11 protein-coding genes are annotated in these 14,045 nt (G+C 43.1%); all 11 read left to right on the top strand.

Annotation, left to right across the window (positions count from 1 at the left end; genetic code table 11):
- The first annotated feature begins 4 nt into the window (after window positions 1–4).
- Window positions 5–1,483, top strand: coding sequence for an aminotransferase class I/II-fold pyridoxal phosphate-dependent enzyme (locus KQI91_RS13205; RefSeq protein ID WP_216393245.1), 1,479 nt, complete (start codon window positions 5–7; stop codon window positions 1,481–1,483).
- Window positions 1,476–2,063: a guanylate kinase gene (locus KQI91_RS13200; RefSeq protein ID WP_216393321.1), complete on the top strand. Its 588-nt coding sequence runs from the start codon at window positions 1,476–1,478 to the stop codon at window positions 2,061–2,063. Before KQI91_RS13205 ends, KQI91_RS13200 begins: the two co-directional genes overlap by 8 nt.
- Window positions 2,064–2,164: 101 nt before the next feature.
- A complete protein-coding gene (locus tag KQI91_RS13195; RefSeq protein WP_216393244.1) occupies window positions 2,165–3,154 on the top strand; it encodes a DNA polymerase III subunit in 990 nt (329 codons plus the stop codon).
- A gap of 1 nt (window position 3,155) precedes the next feature.
- Window positions 3,156–4,070 (top strand): PSP1 domain-containing protein, encoded by a 915-nt coding sequence (locus KQI91_RS13190; protein WP_216393243.1) that lies wholly within the window; start codon window positions 3,156–3,158, stop codon window positions 4,068–4,070.
- Window positions 4,048–4,800 carry a tRNA1(Val) (adenine(37)-N6)-methyltransferase gene (locus tag KQI91_RS13185; protein WP_216393242.1) on the top strand — a complete coding sequence of 251 codons (753 nt, stop codon included), beginning with the start codon at window positions 4,048–4,050 and terminating at the stop codon, window positions 4,798–4,800. The genes KQI91_RS13190 and KQI91_RS13185 overlap by 23 nt, the downstream gene beginning before the upstream one ends.
- Before the next feature lie 18 nt (window positions 4,801–4,818).
- Complete coding sequence (rsmI, locus tag KQI91_RS13180; protein ID WP_216393241.1) at window positions 4,819–5,658, top strand: 16S rRNA (cytidine(1402)-2'-O)-methyltransferase; 840 nt, start codon at window positions 4,819–4,821, stop codon at window positions 5,656–5,658.
- A gap of 180 nt (window positions 5,659–5,838) precedes the next feature.
- The gene (gyrB, locus tag KQI91_RS13175; protein ID WP_216393240.1) at window positions 5,839–7,764 is read left to right on the top strand and encodes a DNA topoisomerase (ATP-hydrolyzing) subunit B; all 1,926 of its coding nucleotides are present in this window, start codon (window positions 5,839–5,841) and stop codon (window positions 7,762–7,764) included.
- A gap of 11 nt (window positions 7,765–7,775) precedes the next feature.
- Entirely contained in the window at window positions 7,776–10,325 is a 2,550-nt protein-coding gene (gene gyrA / locus KQI91_RS13170; RefSeq protein ID WP_216393239.1) for a DNA gyrase subunit A, read from the top strand.
- A gap of 17 nt (window positions 10,326–10,342) precedes the next feature.
- Entirely contained in the window at window positions 10,343–11,071 is a 729-nt protein-coding gene (locus KQI91_RS13165) for a hypothetical protein (RefSeq protein ID WP_216393238.1), read from the top strand.
- 28 nt (window positions 11,072–11,099) lie between these two features.
- Window positions 11,100–11,819: a lysophospholipid acyltransferase family protein gene (locus KQI91_RS13160; RefSeq protein WP_216393237.1), complete on the top strand. Its 720-nt coding sequence runs from the start codon at window positions 11,100–11,102 to the stop codon at window positions 11,817–11,819.
- Window positions 11,820–12,079: 260 nt separating this feature from the next.
- Window positions 12,080–14,044 carry an alpha-L-rhamnosidase-related protein gene (locus KQI91_RS13155; protein ID WP_216393236.1) on the top strand — a complete coding sequence of 655 codons (1,965 nt, stop codon included), beginning with the start codon at window positions 12,080–12,082 and terminating at the stop codon, window positions 14,042–14,044.
- Window position 14,045 lies beyond the last annotated feature (1 nt).

The raw sequence follows: 14,045 nt of genomic DNA, 5'->3' as shown, positions 1-14,045 counted from the left end.
GATTATGGAGAGATTGTACAGAAAACTGGAAGAATACAGCAGATCCGATTATTATCCATTTCATATGCCGGGACATAAACGTAACCCGGAATCAGTCAGAGGAGAGTTTCCGTTTGAGAGGGACATTACCGAGATCGAAGGTTTTGATAATCTGCATCATCCGGAAGATATCCTTCTGGAGGCACAGCAGAATGTGGCGAAAGTGTATGGGGTAAGAGAAAGTTTTTACAGTGTAAATGGAAGCACTGCTGCCCTTCTGGCTGCTATTTCAGCAGCAGTTCCCCGCAATGGGGAAATTCTTGTTGCCCGAAATTGTCACAAGGCGGTTTATCATGGTATCTATCTTAGAAATCTGAAACCGACTTATATTTATCCACAGATGGACAATGAGTGGTGGATAAACGGTGGAATTTTTCCTGATAAGGTGGAAAGATGTCTTGCTGCTAATCCGGAGATCAAAGCAGTGTTGCTGACTTCGCCTACGTATGATGGCGTTGTTTCTGATATCAGAGAGATTGCAGAGATTGTACACAGATATGAGATTCCACTGATCATAGATGAAGCACATGGTGCTCATTTTCATTTTTCAAATTATTTTCCGACTTCGGCAGCAGAACTTGGCGCAGATCTGGTGATACAGAGTTTTCACAAAACACTGCCGGCGATGACTCAGACTGCTGTACTTCATAACTGCAGTGAACGTGTGGACAGCAGACTGATCAGAAGATTTATGGGAATCTACCAGACGAGCAGTCCTTCTTATATTCTGATGGCAAGTATGGATGCCTGCATGGATACAATGAATACAGAAGGGCACCAGATGTTTCGAAATTTTACAATGATGCTGGAACAGACGAGAAAGAGGCTTTCCAAATGTAAATATATCAGACTGGTAGAACCACAGATCGGAGAAAACGGAGTATTTGATTATGACAGGTCAAAGCTGATCTTTTCTACCAGATATTCGTCTTTATCCGGCACCGGCTTGTATCATGTTTTATTGGAACGATATCATATCCAGATGGAAATGGAATCTGAAAATTATGTACTTGCGATTGCAGCAGTTGGTGACAGCGAAGAGGGATTTGAAAGATTGTGCCAGGCGATTGAAGAACTGAATCAGGAGCAGATTACTCTGACTAAAGACAGGGAAGAAAAAGGTGAAGAACTGCTGGATGCCAGATCTATGCATTGTGTACTGACGCAGATGATGTCTATGGCAGATGCAATGGAAACGGAGTCCGAGAGCTGTCCGCTGGAAGAAAGTGTCGGCAGAATATCAGCAGAATTTGCCTATCTTTATCCGCCGGGAATTCCACTTCTTACACCGGGAGAACAGATTACTGGACAGTTTATCCGGAATATGAGAATATATATGGAAAAGGGACTGTACCTGCAGGGACTGGATGATTATTCCAATAAATCCATTCGTGTGGTCGTGCCCCAGGCAGCAAAGGAGCAATTTGAAGAAACCGATGGGTAAGATTTTTTATATAATGGGAAAAAGCGCTTCCGGTAAGGATAGAATTTATTCAAAACTGGCAGGAAATGAGACACTGCATCTGAAAAAACTGATTTTGTATACGACCAGACCGGCGAGAGAGGGCGAAGAAAACGGAAAGCAATATTATTTTACGGATGACAGTCATTTCGAGGAATTAAAAAAGTCCGGCAAAGTCATAGAGGCCCGTTCTTATGATACAGTATATGGAGTATGGACATATTTTACAGCGGATGACGGACAGATCAATTTGACAGAAGGCAGTTATCTGGGAATTGGAACACTGGAATCCTACCAGAAAATGAAAAAGTATTACGGCAGAGAATGTGTAGTACCGATCTATATCGAGGTGGAGGATGGAGAACGACTGATTCGTGCGGTGAAGAGAGAGCAGGAACAGGAAGAACCAAAATACAGAGAACTGTGCAGACGTTTTCTGGCAGATCAGGACGATTTCTCAGAAGAAAAAATAAAAGAAGCAGAGATTGAAATACGTTTTGTTAATGATAATTTGGATTTATGTGTCAAAAATATTATAAAATATATAAATTCCGTATTATAGAGAAAAATAGTTTTGATTGGTTATTAAAGTATGCTATAATGAAAATATAGCGAACAAAGATTCGTATATAGAAACATTATAAACAAGAGAGGTGATTCTGAATGGTCAGTTTCAATAACATTATCGGACACGAGGAAATTATCCGGCACCTGCAGAATGCCATGAAGACAGGAAAGGTATCCCATTCTTACATCTTTACAGGCAGACCCGGATCCGGCAAGAAGCTTCTTGCGACAACCTATGCAATGACGCTTCAATGTGAAGCCGGTGGAACCGAGCCATGTCAGAAGTGTGATTCCTGTAAGAAGGCACTGGGTAAGAATCATCCGGATATTATTACAGTAAATCATGAGAAGCCGGGGACAATTTCTATTGATGAGATTCGTGAACAGGTAATTCATGATGTTGCTGTCAAACCATATTGCAGCCCACACAAGATCTATATTGTTCCTGATGCGGAGATGATGACCGTACAGGCACAGAATGCACTTTTGAAGACAATAGAGGAGCCGCCGGAATATGCTGTGATCATGTTGCTTACCAGCAATGCAGATGCACTTCTTCCGACGATTCAGTCCAGATGTGTGCGTCTGGATCTGAAGGTAGTAGATGACAGTCTTGTCAAAAGATACCTGATGGAGCGGCTTCATGTGCCGGATTATCAGGCAGAGATAGATGCTTCCTTTGCACAGGGAAGTATTGGCAAAGCAAAAGAGGCTGCGACCTCCGAAGAATTTTCCAGAATGACAGAGAATGCATTGAAGATTCTGAAATATGCCAATACTATGGAAGTATATGAACTTGCAGACGAGATTAAGGCTCTTTCTGCTGAAAAGCAGAATATTGGTGATTATCTGGATATTTTTCAGTTCTGGTTCAGGGATGTTCTCATGTTTAAGGCAACTCAGGAAATTGACAACCTGGTATTTAAACAGGAAATTAATTATATAAAGGAACAGGCGAGCCAGCGTTCATATGAGAATCTCGAAAAAATCCTGGAAGCACTGGAAAAAACAAAAGTAAGACTTCGTGCAAACGTAAATTTCGAGCTTGCGCTTGAACTTCTGTTCCTGACGATCAGGGAGAGATAGAATGACAAAAATTGTTGGTATCAGATTCAGAAATGTAGGAAAGATTTATTATTTCGATCCTAAGAACTATAAGATGCAGATCGGTGATCATGTGATCGTAGAAACTGCCCGTGGAGTAGAATTCGGAAGGGTTGTACTTGGACCGAAGGAAGTTGGAGAGAATGAAGTTGTACATCCTCTGAAAGAAGTTCTTCGGGTGGCAACGCCGGCAGATGAAGAACGGGAAAAACAAAACCGCATCAGGGAAAAAGATGCGTTTAAGATCTGTCAGAAAAAGATCCGTGAACATGGTCTGGAAATGAAACTGATAGACGCAGAATATACGTTTGACAATAATAAAGTATTGTTTTATTTTACAGCGGATGGCAGAATTGATTTTCGCCAGCTGGTCAAAGACCTGGCAGCTATTTTTAAGACAAGGATTGAACTTCGCCAGATTGGTGTAAGAGATGAGACAAAGATTCTTGGCGGTATCGGAATTTGTGGCAGACAGCTTTGCTGCCATACTTATCTTTCTGAATTCGCACCGGTTTCTATCAAAATGGCAAAAGAGCAGAATCTGTCTTTGAATCAGACAAAGATTTCCGGTGTATGCGGAAGACTGATGTGCTGTCTTAAAAATGAACAGGAGACTTACGAAGAACTGAACAAGAAACTTCCGGGAACCGGTGATACAGTTACACTTCCGGATGGACTTCAGGGAACGGTGCACAGTGTGAATGTTCTCAGACAACGTGTCAAAGTAATCGTAGAAGTAAATGACGAGAAAGAAATTCAGGAATTTCCGGTAAGCGAACTGAAATTCCGGCCGCGTAAGAAAAAAGTAAAAGTTTCTGATAAAGAAATGAAGGAACTGGAAAAACTGGAAGAAAAAGAAGGAGATTCCAAATCTCATGGAAAGAAATCCGCAGAGTGATCTGATCCATCCCGGAGAACGGTTGGATGATCTTCAAAATGGTTTTTATGTGATTCAGAATCCTGAAAAGTTCTGTTTTGGTATGGATGCTGTATTGCTGTCCGGTTTTGCCGGAATCCGACAGAATGAGAAGGTTCTGGATATGGGAACCGGTACAGGAATCATTCCGATCCTTTTGAAATCAAGAGGCAAGGGAGGGCATCTGACCGGACTTGAAATACAGGAAGAATGTGCAGACATGGCAAAACGAAGTGTTTTGTACAATCATCTGGAATCAGATATTGATATTGTATGCGGAGATATTAAAGAGGCTGCTGCGTTATTTGGGGCAGCTTCTTTTCATGTTGTGACCAGTAATCCGCCATATATGATCGGTCAGCATGGTCTGCAGAATCCGCATATGGCAAAAGCGATTGCCAGACATGAAGTGCTTTGTACGCTGGAAGATGTTGTCAGTCAGGCAGCATCCGTTCTTGAAGAGAGGGGCCGTTTCTACATGGTACATCGGCCATTTCGTCTGGCAGAAATCTTTCAGATACTGATGAAGTATCGGTTAGAACCAAAGAGAATGCAGCTGGTTTATCCATACATAGACAGGGAACCGAACATGGTACTGATTGAAGCAAGAAAAGGTGGGAATTCCAGAATTACTGTAGAAAAACCACTGATCGTTTATGAAAAACCAGGTGTATATACCAGAGAGATTCTGGAAATATATGAAATGGTCTAAAAGAAAGGAGATTTCTCAATGAGCGGAAAATTATATCTTTGTGCTACGCCAATCGGAAATCTGGAGGATATTACGCTCAGGGTCCTTCGAACGCTGAAGGAAGTGGATCTGATTGCGGCAGAAGATACAAGAAACAGTATCAAACTGCTGAATCATTTTGAGATAAAAACTCCGATGACCAGCTATCATGAATATAATAAGATCGAGAAAGCATATACACTGATCGAAAAAATGCAAAATGGTATGAATATTGCATTGATCACAGATGCCGGAACTCCGGGAATCTCGGATCCGGGAGAAGAGCTGGCGGCAATGTGTTATGAGGCAGGAATCGAAGTGACATCTCTTCCGGGACCTGCTGCCTGCATTACGGCACTTACCCTGTCTGGTCTGCCTACCAGACGGTTTGCATTTGAAGCTTTTTTGCCAATGGAAAAAAAGGAACGACGGGAAGTGCTGGATGAACTGGTCAGTGAGACTCGTACCATCATTATCTATGAAGCCCCGCATAAGCTGGTACGAACGTTGAGGGATCTTCAGGAGACACTTGGAAATCGGAGGATCACTCTTTGCAGAGAGCTGACAAAGAAACATGAAACGGCATTTCATTCTACGATTGATGAACTGCTCGCTCATTACGAAAAAGAAAAACCACTTGGAGAATGTGTGTTGGTGATCGAGGGAAAAAGCCGGCAGGAAATAAAGAAAGAAGCCGTTGCTTCCTGGGAAGAGATCACGATAGAGGCACATATGGAGCTATACGAAAAACAGGGAATGTCCCATAAGGATGCCATGAAACAGGTGGCAAAGGATCGTGGCGTTTCCAAAAGAGATATTTATCAGTATTTATTAAAATAAAGGACTTCCGGAAAGTACCTGAAATATGCTTTCCGGGAGTTCTTTTATTTGAAGGTTTCCCTTAATTTTATTGGAAAATAAAGCAGTTTTGTGCTATACTAAATTAGTATTATTGTGCCTAATTATACGCAAAAAACAGGCGAGAGTCTGTATCAAATATAGAATGACAGGAGGAAAGACATGGGCGGAGAGAATACAGAGTATGGAGCGGACCAGATTCAGATTCTGGAAGGACTGGAAGCTGTTCGTAAAAGACCGGGTATGTATATTGGAAGCACATCCAGTCGAGGCCTGCATCATCTTGTGTATGAAATCGTGGATAATGCTGTAGATGAGGCGTTGGCAGGATTTTGTACAGAAATTCAGGTAACGATCAATCCGGATAACTCCATTACAGTTGTAGATAACGGAAGAGGTATCCCGGTAGGAATCAACCACAAAGCAGGAATCCCTGCGGTAGAGGTTGTTTTTACCATTCTTCATGCAGGTGGTAAATTTGGTGGCGGAGGGTACAAAGTATCCGGTGGTCTTCACGGTGTAGGGGCATCGGTTGTAAATGCACTGTCCGAGTGGCTGGAAGTTACCATTTATCACGAAGGAAAAGAATACCAGCAGCGTTATGAGAGAGGACATACCATGTATCCTCTGAAGACAGTGGGAGATTGTGAGGAAGGCAAGAGTGGAACAACTGTTACATTCCTTCCGGACAAAGAAATCTTCGAAGAGACGGTTTATGATTATGACATACTGAAGCAGCGTCTTCGTGAAATGGCATTCCTGACCAAGGGACTTCGCATTATTCTGAAAGATACCAGAGAAGATCAGGAAAAAGAAAAGGTATTCCACTATGAAGGCGGAATCCGTGAGTTTGTTACGTACCTCAACAGAAGCAAGGAAGCACTGTATCCGGAAGTAATCTACTGCGAGGGAGAAAAAGACGGTGTTTCAGTAGAAGTTGCCATGCAGCATAATGACTCTTATACAGAGAACAGCTATGGATTTGTAAATAACATTAATACACCGGAAGGTGGTACACATATTGTCGGTTTTCGTAATGCATTGACCAAAACATTTAACGATTATGCAAGAAAGAATAAGCTGCTCAAAGACAGTGAGCCGAATTTAAGTGGTGATGATATCCGAGAGGGACTGACAGCAATCGTGAGTGTCAAGATCGAAGAGCCGCAGTTTGAAGGTCAGACCAAGCAGAAACTCGGCAACAGTGAAGCACGTGGTGCCGTTGACTTTGTAGTCAGCAGACAGCTTGAGATCTTTCTGGAACAGAACCCATCTGTAGCCAAGGCAACTGTTGAGAAATCTGTTCTTGCACAGAGAGCGAGGGAGGCAGCACGTAAGGCCCGTGATCTTACCAGAAGAAAATCTGCTCTTGACGGAATGTCGCTTCCAGGCAAACTGGCAGATTGTTCTGACAAGGATCCTAAGAACTGTGAGATCTACATTGTAGAGGGGGATTCCGCGGGTGGATCTGCAAAGACAGCCAGAAACCGTGCAACACAGGCAATCCTGCCGCTGCGTGGAAAGATTCTCAACGTAGAGAAGGCTCGTCTGGACAGAATCTATGGAAATGCCGAGATCAAAGCAATGATCACAGCATTTGGTACAGGCATTCATGAGGATTTTGATATCAGCAAGCTGCGTTATCACAAGATCATTATCATGACAGATGCCGATGTTGACGGTGCGCATATTGCAACTTTGCTTTTGACGTTCCTTTACAGGTTTATGCCGGAGCTGATCAAGCAGGGCTATGTATACCTGGCACAGCCGCCACTGTACAAAGTCGAAAAGAACAAAAAAGTCTGGTACGCTTATGATGATGCAGAATTAAACAGCATCCTGGAGCAGATCGGACGTGACAATAATAATAAGATCCAGCGTTACAAAGGTCTTGGAGAAATGGATGCGGAACAGCTCTGGGAAACAACCATGGATCCGGAGAAACGAGTACTTCTTCGTGTGACTATGGATGAATCTGCAACATCTGAGATCGACCTGACGTTTACCACTCTGATGGGTGACAAGGTTGAGCCAAGACGTGAATTTATCGAAGAGAATGCACGCTTTGTAGAAAATCTGGATATCTAGGAGAATAAAAAATGGAAGACAATATTTTTGATAAAATCCATGAGGTGGATCTGCAGAAGACCATGGAAAAATCTTATATAGATTATGCCATGAGTGTTATTGCCTCCCGTGCACTTCCGGACGTCAGGGATGGCCTGAAGCCGGTACAGAGAAGGGTACTGTATTCCATGATCGAGCTGAACAACGGTCCGGATAAGCCGCATCGTAAATGTGCCCGTATCGTTGGTGATACCATGGGTAAATATCACCCTCATGGTGACAGTTCCATCTATGGCGCACTGGTAAATATGGCACAGGACTGGTCTACCAGATATCCGCTGGTGGATGGTCATGGAAACTTTGGTTCTGTGGATGGTGATGGTGCGGCTGCGATGCGATACACAGAGGCACGTCTGAGTAAAATCTCCATGGAAATGCTGGCGGATATCAACAAAGACACTGTTGATTTTCAGCCAAACTTTGATGAGACTGAACGTGAACCGGTTGTACTTCCGGCGCGTTATCCGAACCTTCTTGTAAATGGTACTTCCGGTATTGCCGTAGGTATGGCAACAAACATCCCGCCTCATAACCTCAGAGAGGTGATCGGGGCAGTGGTTAAGATCATTGACAATATTATTGAAGAAGACAGAGACACTACGATTGAAGAACTTCTTGAGATTGTCAAGGGACCGGATTTCCCGACAGGAGCAACTATCCTTGGAACAAGAGGAATCGAAGAGGCATATCGTACTGGACGTGGAAAAATCCGTGTCCGTGCGGTGACAAATATTGAAACTTTGCCAAACGGCAAATCCCGTATCATTGTTACGGAACTTCCGTATCTGGTAAACAAGGCACGACTGATTGAAAAGATTGCAGAGCTTGTCAGAGAGAAAAAGATTGATGGAATTACAGATCTGAATGATCATTCCAGTCGCGAGGGAATGCGTATCTGCATTGATCTCCGTAAAGATGCCAATGCCAATGTGGTTCTGAACCAGTTATACAAACATACACAGCTTCAGGATACATTTGGTGTCATTATGCTTTGCCTGGTGGCAGTCAATGGAAGTCTTCAGCCGAAGGTACTGAATCTCTCTGAAATGCTGAAGTATTATCTGACACATCAGGAAGATGTTGTCACAAGAAGAACAAAATATGACCTGAATAAAGCACAGGAACGTGCCCATATCCTGGAAGGTCTGCTCAAAGCACTGGATAATATTGACGAGGTAATCCGCATCATCCGTGGTTCAAGAAGTGTCCAGATTGCCAAACAGGAATTAATGGACAGATTTGAACTGACTGATGTACAGGCACAGGCAATCGTAGATATGCGTCTGCGAGCTCTTACCGGATTGGAAAGAGAAAAACTGGAAGCGGAGTATGCGGAACTGATGGAAAAAATCCGTAAGTTAAAAGCAATTCTTGCAGACAGAAATACACTTCTTCGTGTAATCCGTGAAGAAATTCTTGCAATTTCTGAGAAATACGGAGATGACAGAAGAACTGCAATCGGTTTTGACGCATACGACATATCCATGGAGGACATGATTCCGAGAGAAAATACAGTTATTACAATGACAAAACTTGGATATATCAAACGTATGACTGTAGACAACTTCCGCAGTCAGAACAGAGGCGGCAGAGGTATCAAGGGTATGCAGACTCTGGAGGATGATTATATTGAAGAGTTGATGATGACTACAACGCATCATTATGTCATGTTCTTTACCAATACTGGTCGTGTATACAGACTGAAGGCATATGAGATTCCGGAAGCAGGAAGAACTGCAAGAGGAACCGCGATCATTAATCTTCTTCAGCTGATGCCTGGTGAGAGAATTACCGCAGTTATTCCAATCAGTAAGTTTGAAGAAGGTCATTATCTGATGATGGCGACCAGAAAAGGTCTTGTAAAGAAAACACCGATCCAGGATTATGCAAATGTACGTAAGATTGGGCTTGCAGCAATCGCTCTTCGAGATGATGATGAACTGATCGAAGTCAAGGCAACGGATGACAAAAAAGATGTTCTTCTGGTTACCAAGTATGGACAGTGTATCCGTTTCAAAGAAAAAGATGTCAGAAGTACAGGTCGTGTTTCTATGGGAGTTCGTGGTATTAATCTGCTTGATGGCGATGAAGTAGTTGCCATGCAGTTAAATACACAGGGATATTATCTGCTTGTAGTGTCCGAGAAGGGTATGGGCAAGAGAACTTCCATCAGCGAATTTACCTGCCAGAACAGAGGCGGTAAAGGTGTAAAATGCTACAAGATCACTGAAAAGACCGGAAATGTAATTGGTGCAAAAGCAGTAAATGAAGAAAATGAAATTATGATGATCACTACAGAAGGTATCATTATCCGCTTGCAGTGCTCAGATATCTCTATTCTTGGAAGAATTACTTCAGGAGTAAAACTGATTAATCTTTCCGATGGCGTAACAGTAGCAAGTTTTGCCAAAGTACGCGAGAAAGATGAAGAAAAAGATGCAAAAGAAGGCACAGAAGACCGTGAGGAAGATGCTTCAGAGGAAAATCCTGCGGAGTCTGAAACGGAGAGCACAGAGGAATAAAGGGGAAATAGATCATCATGGATAAGGGAAAAGACACAACAAATGTCAGAAGAAGCTCTGGTTCTGCTGGAGCAAGAAAGTCCAGAGCCTCATCAGTCAAAAAAGCACGACGTGCAAAAGCAAGACATTCTGTCAGAAAAAGTTCCGGTATAGGGTCTGATATAAGAGAAGTTATTGCCAGACTGCCCAAATCGGTTCTGGCAGGGGCTGCTGCCCTGCTCGTATTGATCATTATTATTGTTTTTGCTGCCAGAGGATGTGGTGGTGTCAGTCATAAAACACCGGAAAGAGTAGTGAAAAATCTGATTGAAGCATATACGAGTGGCAGTGAAAGCAAAGTCCAAAAGTGTTACGGTGTGTCTAAGGCGGATGATACATTACAACAGGAAATTGATGCGACAGTGAAATATTTTCAGGCATTTGAAGCTGAAAAAACAGAGGTTACGCAGTGTGATAAGATCTATGAGGATGGCAAAAATACTTATATGTATATCACCTACAATCTTGTGCTGAAGAATGGTCAGAGTTATCCGTGTATCAGCACTTATATGGTACAGAAGAAAGACGATGGCAAGTACTATGTAATGACACCGTCTGAGATTACAGATGATCTGAGTAAGCAGGCTGCGACAAAATACGCAGACTTTATGAATACACAGGTTTATAAGGATTACACGACTGCTTATGACAAATTCATTAAGAAGAATCCTGGATATGAGGAAAAGATAGCTGCAAAGCTGAAATAGAGATCCTTGAAGGGACGGTGACGGCAGTATGAAAAGAATCATTATGATGGTGTTAAAGAATATTCTGTTTGTACCATGGGGATGGTTCATGCTGAACAGATATGCTTCTCACGTAGATGATTATACAGAGGGAGAGCGTTATGCACTCCTGAAAAAAATTGATCAGCGTGCGAACCGCGGTGGTAATATTACGGTACAGTCTTATGGGGTGGAAAATATCCCAAATGAAAATGGATTTATGTTTTATCCAAATCATCAGGGACTGTATGATGTGTTAGCGATTCTGGATGCATGCCCGACGCCTTTTTCTGTAGTGGCCAAAAAAGAAGTGGGAAATGTTCCATTTCTGAAGCAGGTTTTTGCCTGCATGAAAGCCTACATTATGGACAGAGAAGATATCCGGCAGTCCATGCAGGTGATTCTCAATGTGACGAAAGAAGTCAAAGCAGGACGAAATTATCTGATCTTTGCAGAGGGGACCCGTAGTAAGAATGGAAATCATCCACTGGAATTTAAAGGTGGCAGTTTCAAAGCTGCCACAAAGGCCAGATGTCCAATCGTACCGGTTGCCCTGATCGATACCTACAAGGCATTTGATACAGGATCGGTCGAACCATTGACCGTACAGGTACATTTCCTGACACCAATGTATTATGAAGAATACAAAGATATGAAAACCACAGAAATTGCAGCAGAAGTAAAAAGAAGAGTGGAAGCAACTATCAAAGAGTATGGTGGATGGGATTAATTGAATATCTGAAATGTTTGAAACATGAACAAGAGCAGCTGGGAGCAAAATCCCGGCTGTTTTTTTGTTGAAATAAATGTCGGAAAAAGTCGTTTGCAGATCACAGCGTGAACGGGTACTTTTTGAGCGTCAACTGTGTTTGACTTTGCACAGCTACTGCCCGTATAGTTAAAGTATAAAAGTTTGCATAGGATTGGAAAATGGCAGATGATCCGGGCAACCGGAAAATATAGAAAAACAGGATTTATGGAGGAATTGAAATGGGCAAAAGTTATTGGATCTGGTATCCGGGGGATTTTGAATTATATCATGGGATGAAGCAGAACTTCAGCCGTGTGGAGAGAGGTTTCGGCTGGCCGGCGTTCTGGAAAAGCGAAGGCTTCCGCAACCGCGTAGCTTTTCGCCGCACTTATCATCTGGAAGAAGAAACTTCTTTCACCGTATATTCCAATGCGATTGGACACGTGCTGGCAGGAGAAAAGAAATATCCATTTGGAAAAAAAATCACCTGCGGACCGGGAGAAGTTACAATTGCTGTTCATGCAGGATGTATTGAGGCTTTTCCCTGTATTTATGTGGAAGGCGATGTGATCTGCTCAGACAAAGGCTGGATAGCAGAAGACTATGACCAGGATTCACAGCCGGCAGGAAGAAGTAAATACTTCACCAGACCGGAACAGAATCCGACTGTCTGGGAATACAGCGAGAAAGTATATGAACCAGTCAGCGTAACAGAATACAATGGTGGAACCCTCTATGAATTTGAGACAGAGTTGAATGCAGTTCTGGAAGCAGAGTTCAAAAACGGATATCAGCCGGTATTGATCTGCTGTGGCGAATCCAGAGAAGAGGCAATTGATCCGGTAAACTGTTACTATAGCTGGAAGCCGGACAAAGAAACCGGCAAGTGCCCGTGCTGCGCAGTACGTTTTGCATATATTCCGGACTGCAAGCCGGGAGAGATCACATTGAAGGCAAATCATCAGTATGTAGACATTCCGGTAAAAGCTGCTTTTCACTGCGGAGAGGAACGCCTGAACCAGATCTGGTCTGTGGCAGAGCATACATTCCGACTCTGCAGCGGTATCTTTTTTATTGATGGTGTAAAACGCGATAAATGGATCTGGTCCGGTGATGCGTACCAGAGCTTTTTTGTGAACCGTTATCTGATGGCAGATGCAGATATCGACCAGAGAACAATTCTGGCACTGCGCGGAAATGATCCGATGACGAGACATATCAATACGATCGTAGACTATTCCCTTCTGTGGCTTCTGGGCGTGGATTATCATAATGAAGGATATGGTGACAGAGATTTCCTGGAATTGGTTTATCCGAAGATGGTTTCTCTTATGGAATTCTGCAACGGCAGACGTGATGAACACGGTTTCCTGATCGGAAAAGAAAAAGACTGGATTTATATTGACTGGGCAGATATGGACAAAGATGGTCCGCTCTGTGCAGAACAGATGCTTTATGCAGCATGCTTCCGTGTGATGGCAGAGATCAGTGAACAGCTTGGTAAGGACGGAAGTGCTTACAGGCAGGAATATGAAAAACTGACTGCTGCCATTGAACAGTTTTTCTGGGATGAAGAAAAAGGTGCGTACATTGATTCCTTCACTTCCGGCAAACGTAATGTAACAAGACATGCGAATATTTTTGCTGTTTTATTTTCTATCGCAGATAAGGATAAGCAGGGAAAAATCCTCACAAACGTACTTGAAAATGATGAAATCCCGGCGATCACAACGCCATACTTCAATTTCTTTGAACTGGATGTGCTGTGCCAGATGGGAAAACTGACGGAAGTTCTGGACAAGATCCGTTCCTACTGGGGCGGTATGCTGGATCTCGGAGCAGTCACATTCTGGGAAGAATATGATCCGTCTGTGCCAAAGGAAGAGCAGTACGACATGTACGGCGATCATTTTGGCAAGAGCCTCTGTCATGCATGGGCGGCAAGTCCGATCTATTTCCTGGCAAAATATTTTGCCGGCCTGGATCTTGTGAACAAAGAGGATACTGCTTATGTATTAAGACCACAGATGCAGTACTTCACAGATCTGGACTGCACACTTCCGGTGGGAAGTCACGGGACTGTCCGACTGACCTGGGATGGAGAATATCTGGAAGTAATTCCAGATGCAGACGGTGGAGTTCTGGAACTTGGTGAACAAAAACTTTCTCTGGTCAGAGGAGAAACAAGAAGGGTAAAGATTTGAT

The sequence above is a fragment of the Blautia sp. MSJ-19 genome (assembly GCF_018918125.1).
Classification (GTDB): domain Bacteria; phylum Bacillota; class Clostridia; order Lachnospirales; family Lachnospiraceae; genus Blautia_A.
Note: the sequence above shows the minus strand (reverse complement) of the source record. Positions and strands in the feature narration are given on the sequence as shown.

Excerpts from the sequence above, each read along its gene's own strand:
- KQI91_RS13160 (WP_216393237.1), top strand. The coding sequence starts at position 11,100 with ATGAAAAGAATCATTATGATGGTGTTAAAGAATATTCTGTTTGTACCA.
- KQI91_RS13185 (WP_216393242.1), top strand. The coding sequence starts at position 4,048 with ATGGAAAGAAATCCGCAGAGTGATCTGATCCATCCCGGAGAACGGTTG.
- KQI91_RS13195 (WP_216393244.1), top strand. The coding sequence starts at position 2,165 with ATGGTCAGTTTCAATAACATTATCGGACACGAGGAAATTATCCGGCAC.
- gyrB (WP_216393240.1), top strand. The coding sequence starts at position 5,839 with ATGGGCGGAGAGAATACAGAGTATGGAGCGGACCAGATTCAGATTCTG.
- KQI91_RS13190 (WP_216393243.1), top strand. The coding sequence starts at position 3,156 with ATGACAAAAATTGTTGGTATCAGATTCAGAAATGTAGGAAAGATTTAT.
- rsmI (WP_216393241.1), top strand. The coding sequence starts at position 4,819 with ATGAGCGGAAAATTATATCTTTGTGCTACGCCAATCGGAAATCTGGAG.
- KQI91_RS13165 (WP_216393238.1), top strand. The coding sequence starts at position 10,343 with ATGGATAAGGGAAAAGACACAACAAATGTCAGAAGAAGCTCTGGTTCT.
- KQI91_RS13155 (WP_216393236.1), top strand. The coding sequence starts at position 12,080 with ATGGGCAAAAGTTATTGGATCTGGTATCCGGGGGATTTTGAATTATAT.
- KQI91_RS13200 (WP_216393321.1), top strand. The coding sequence starts at position 1,476 with ATGGGTAAGATTTTTTATATAATGGGAAAAAGCGCTTCCGGTAAGGAT.
- gyrA (WP_216393239.1), top strand. The coding sequence starts at position 7,776 with ATGGAAGACAATATTTTTGATAAAATCCATGAGGTGGATCTGCAGAAG.
- KQI91_RS13205 (WP_216393245.1), top strand. The coding sequence starts at position 5 with ATGGAGAGATTGTACAGAAAACTGGAAGAATACAGCAGATCCGATTAT.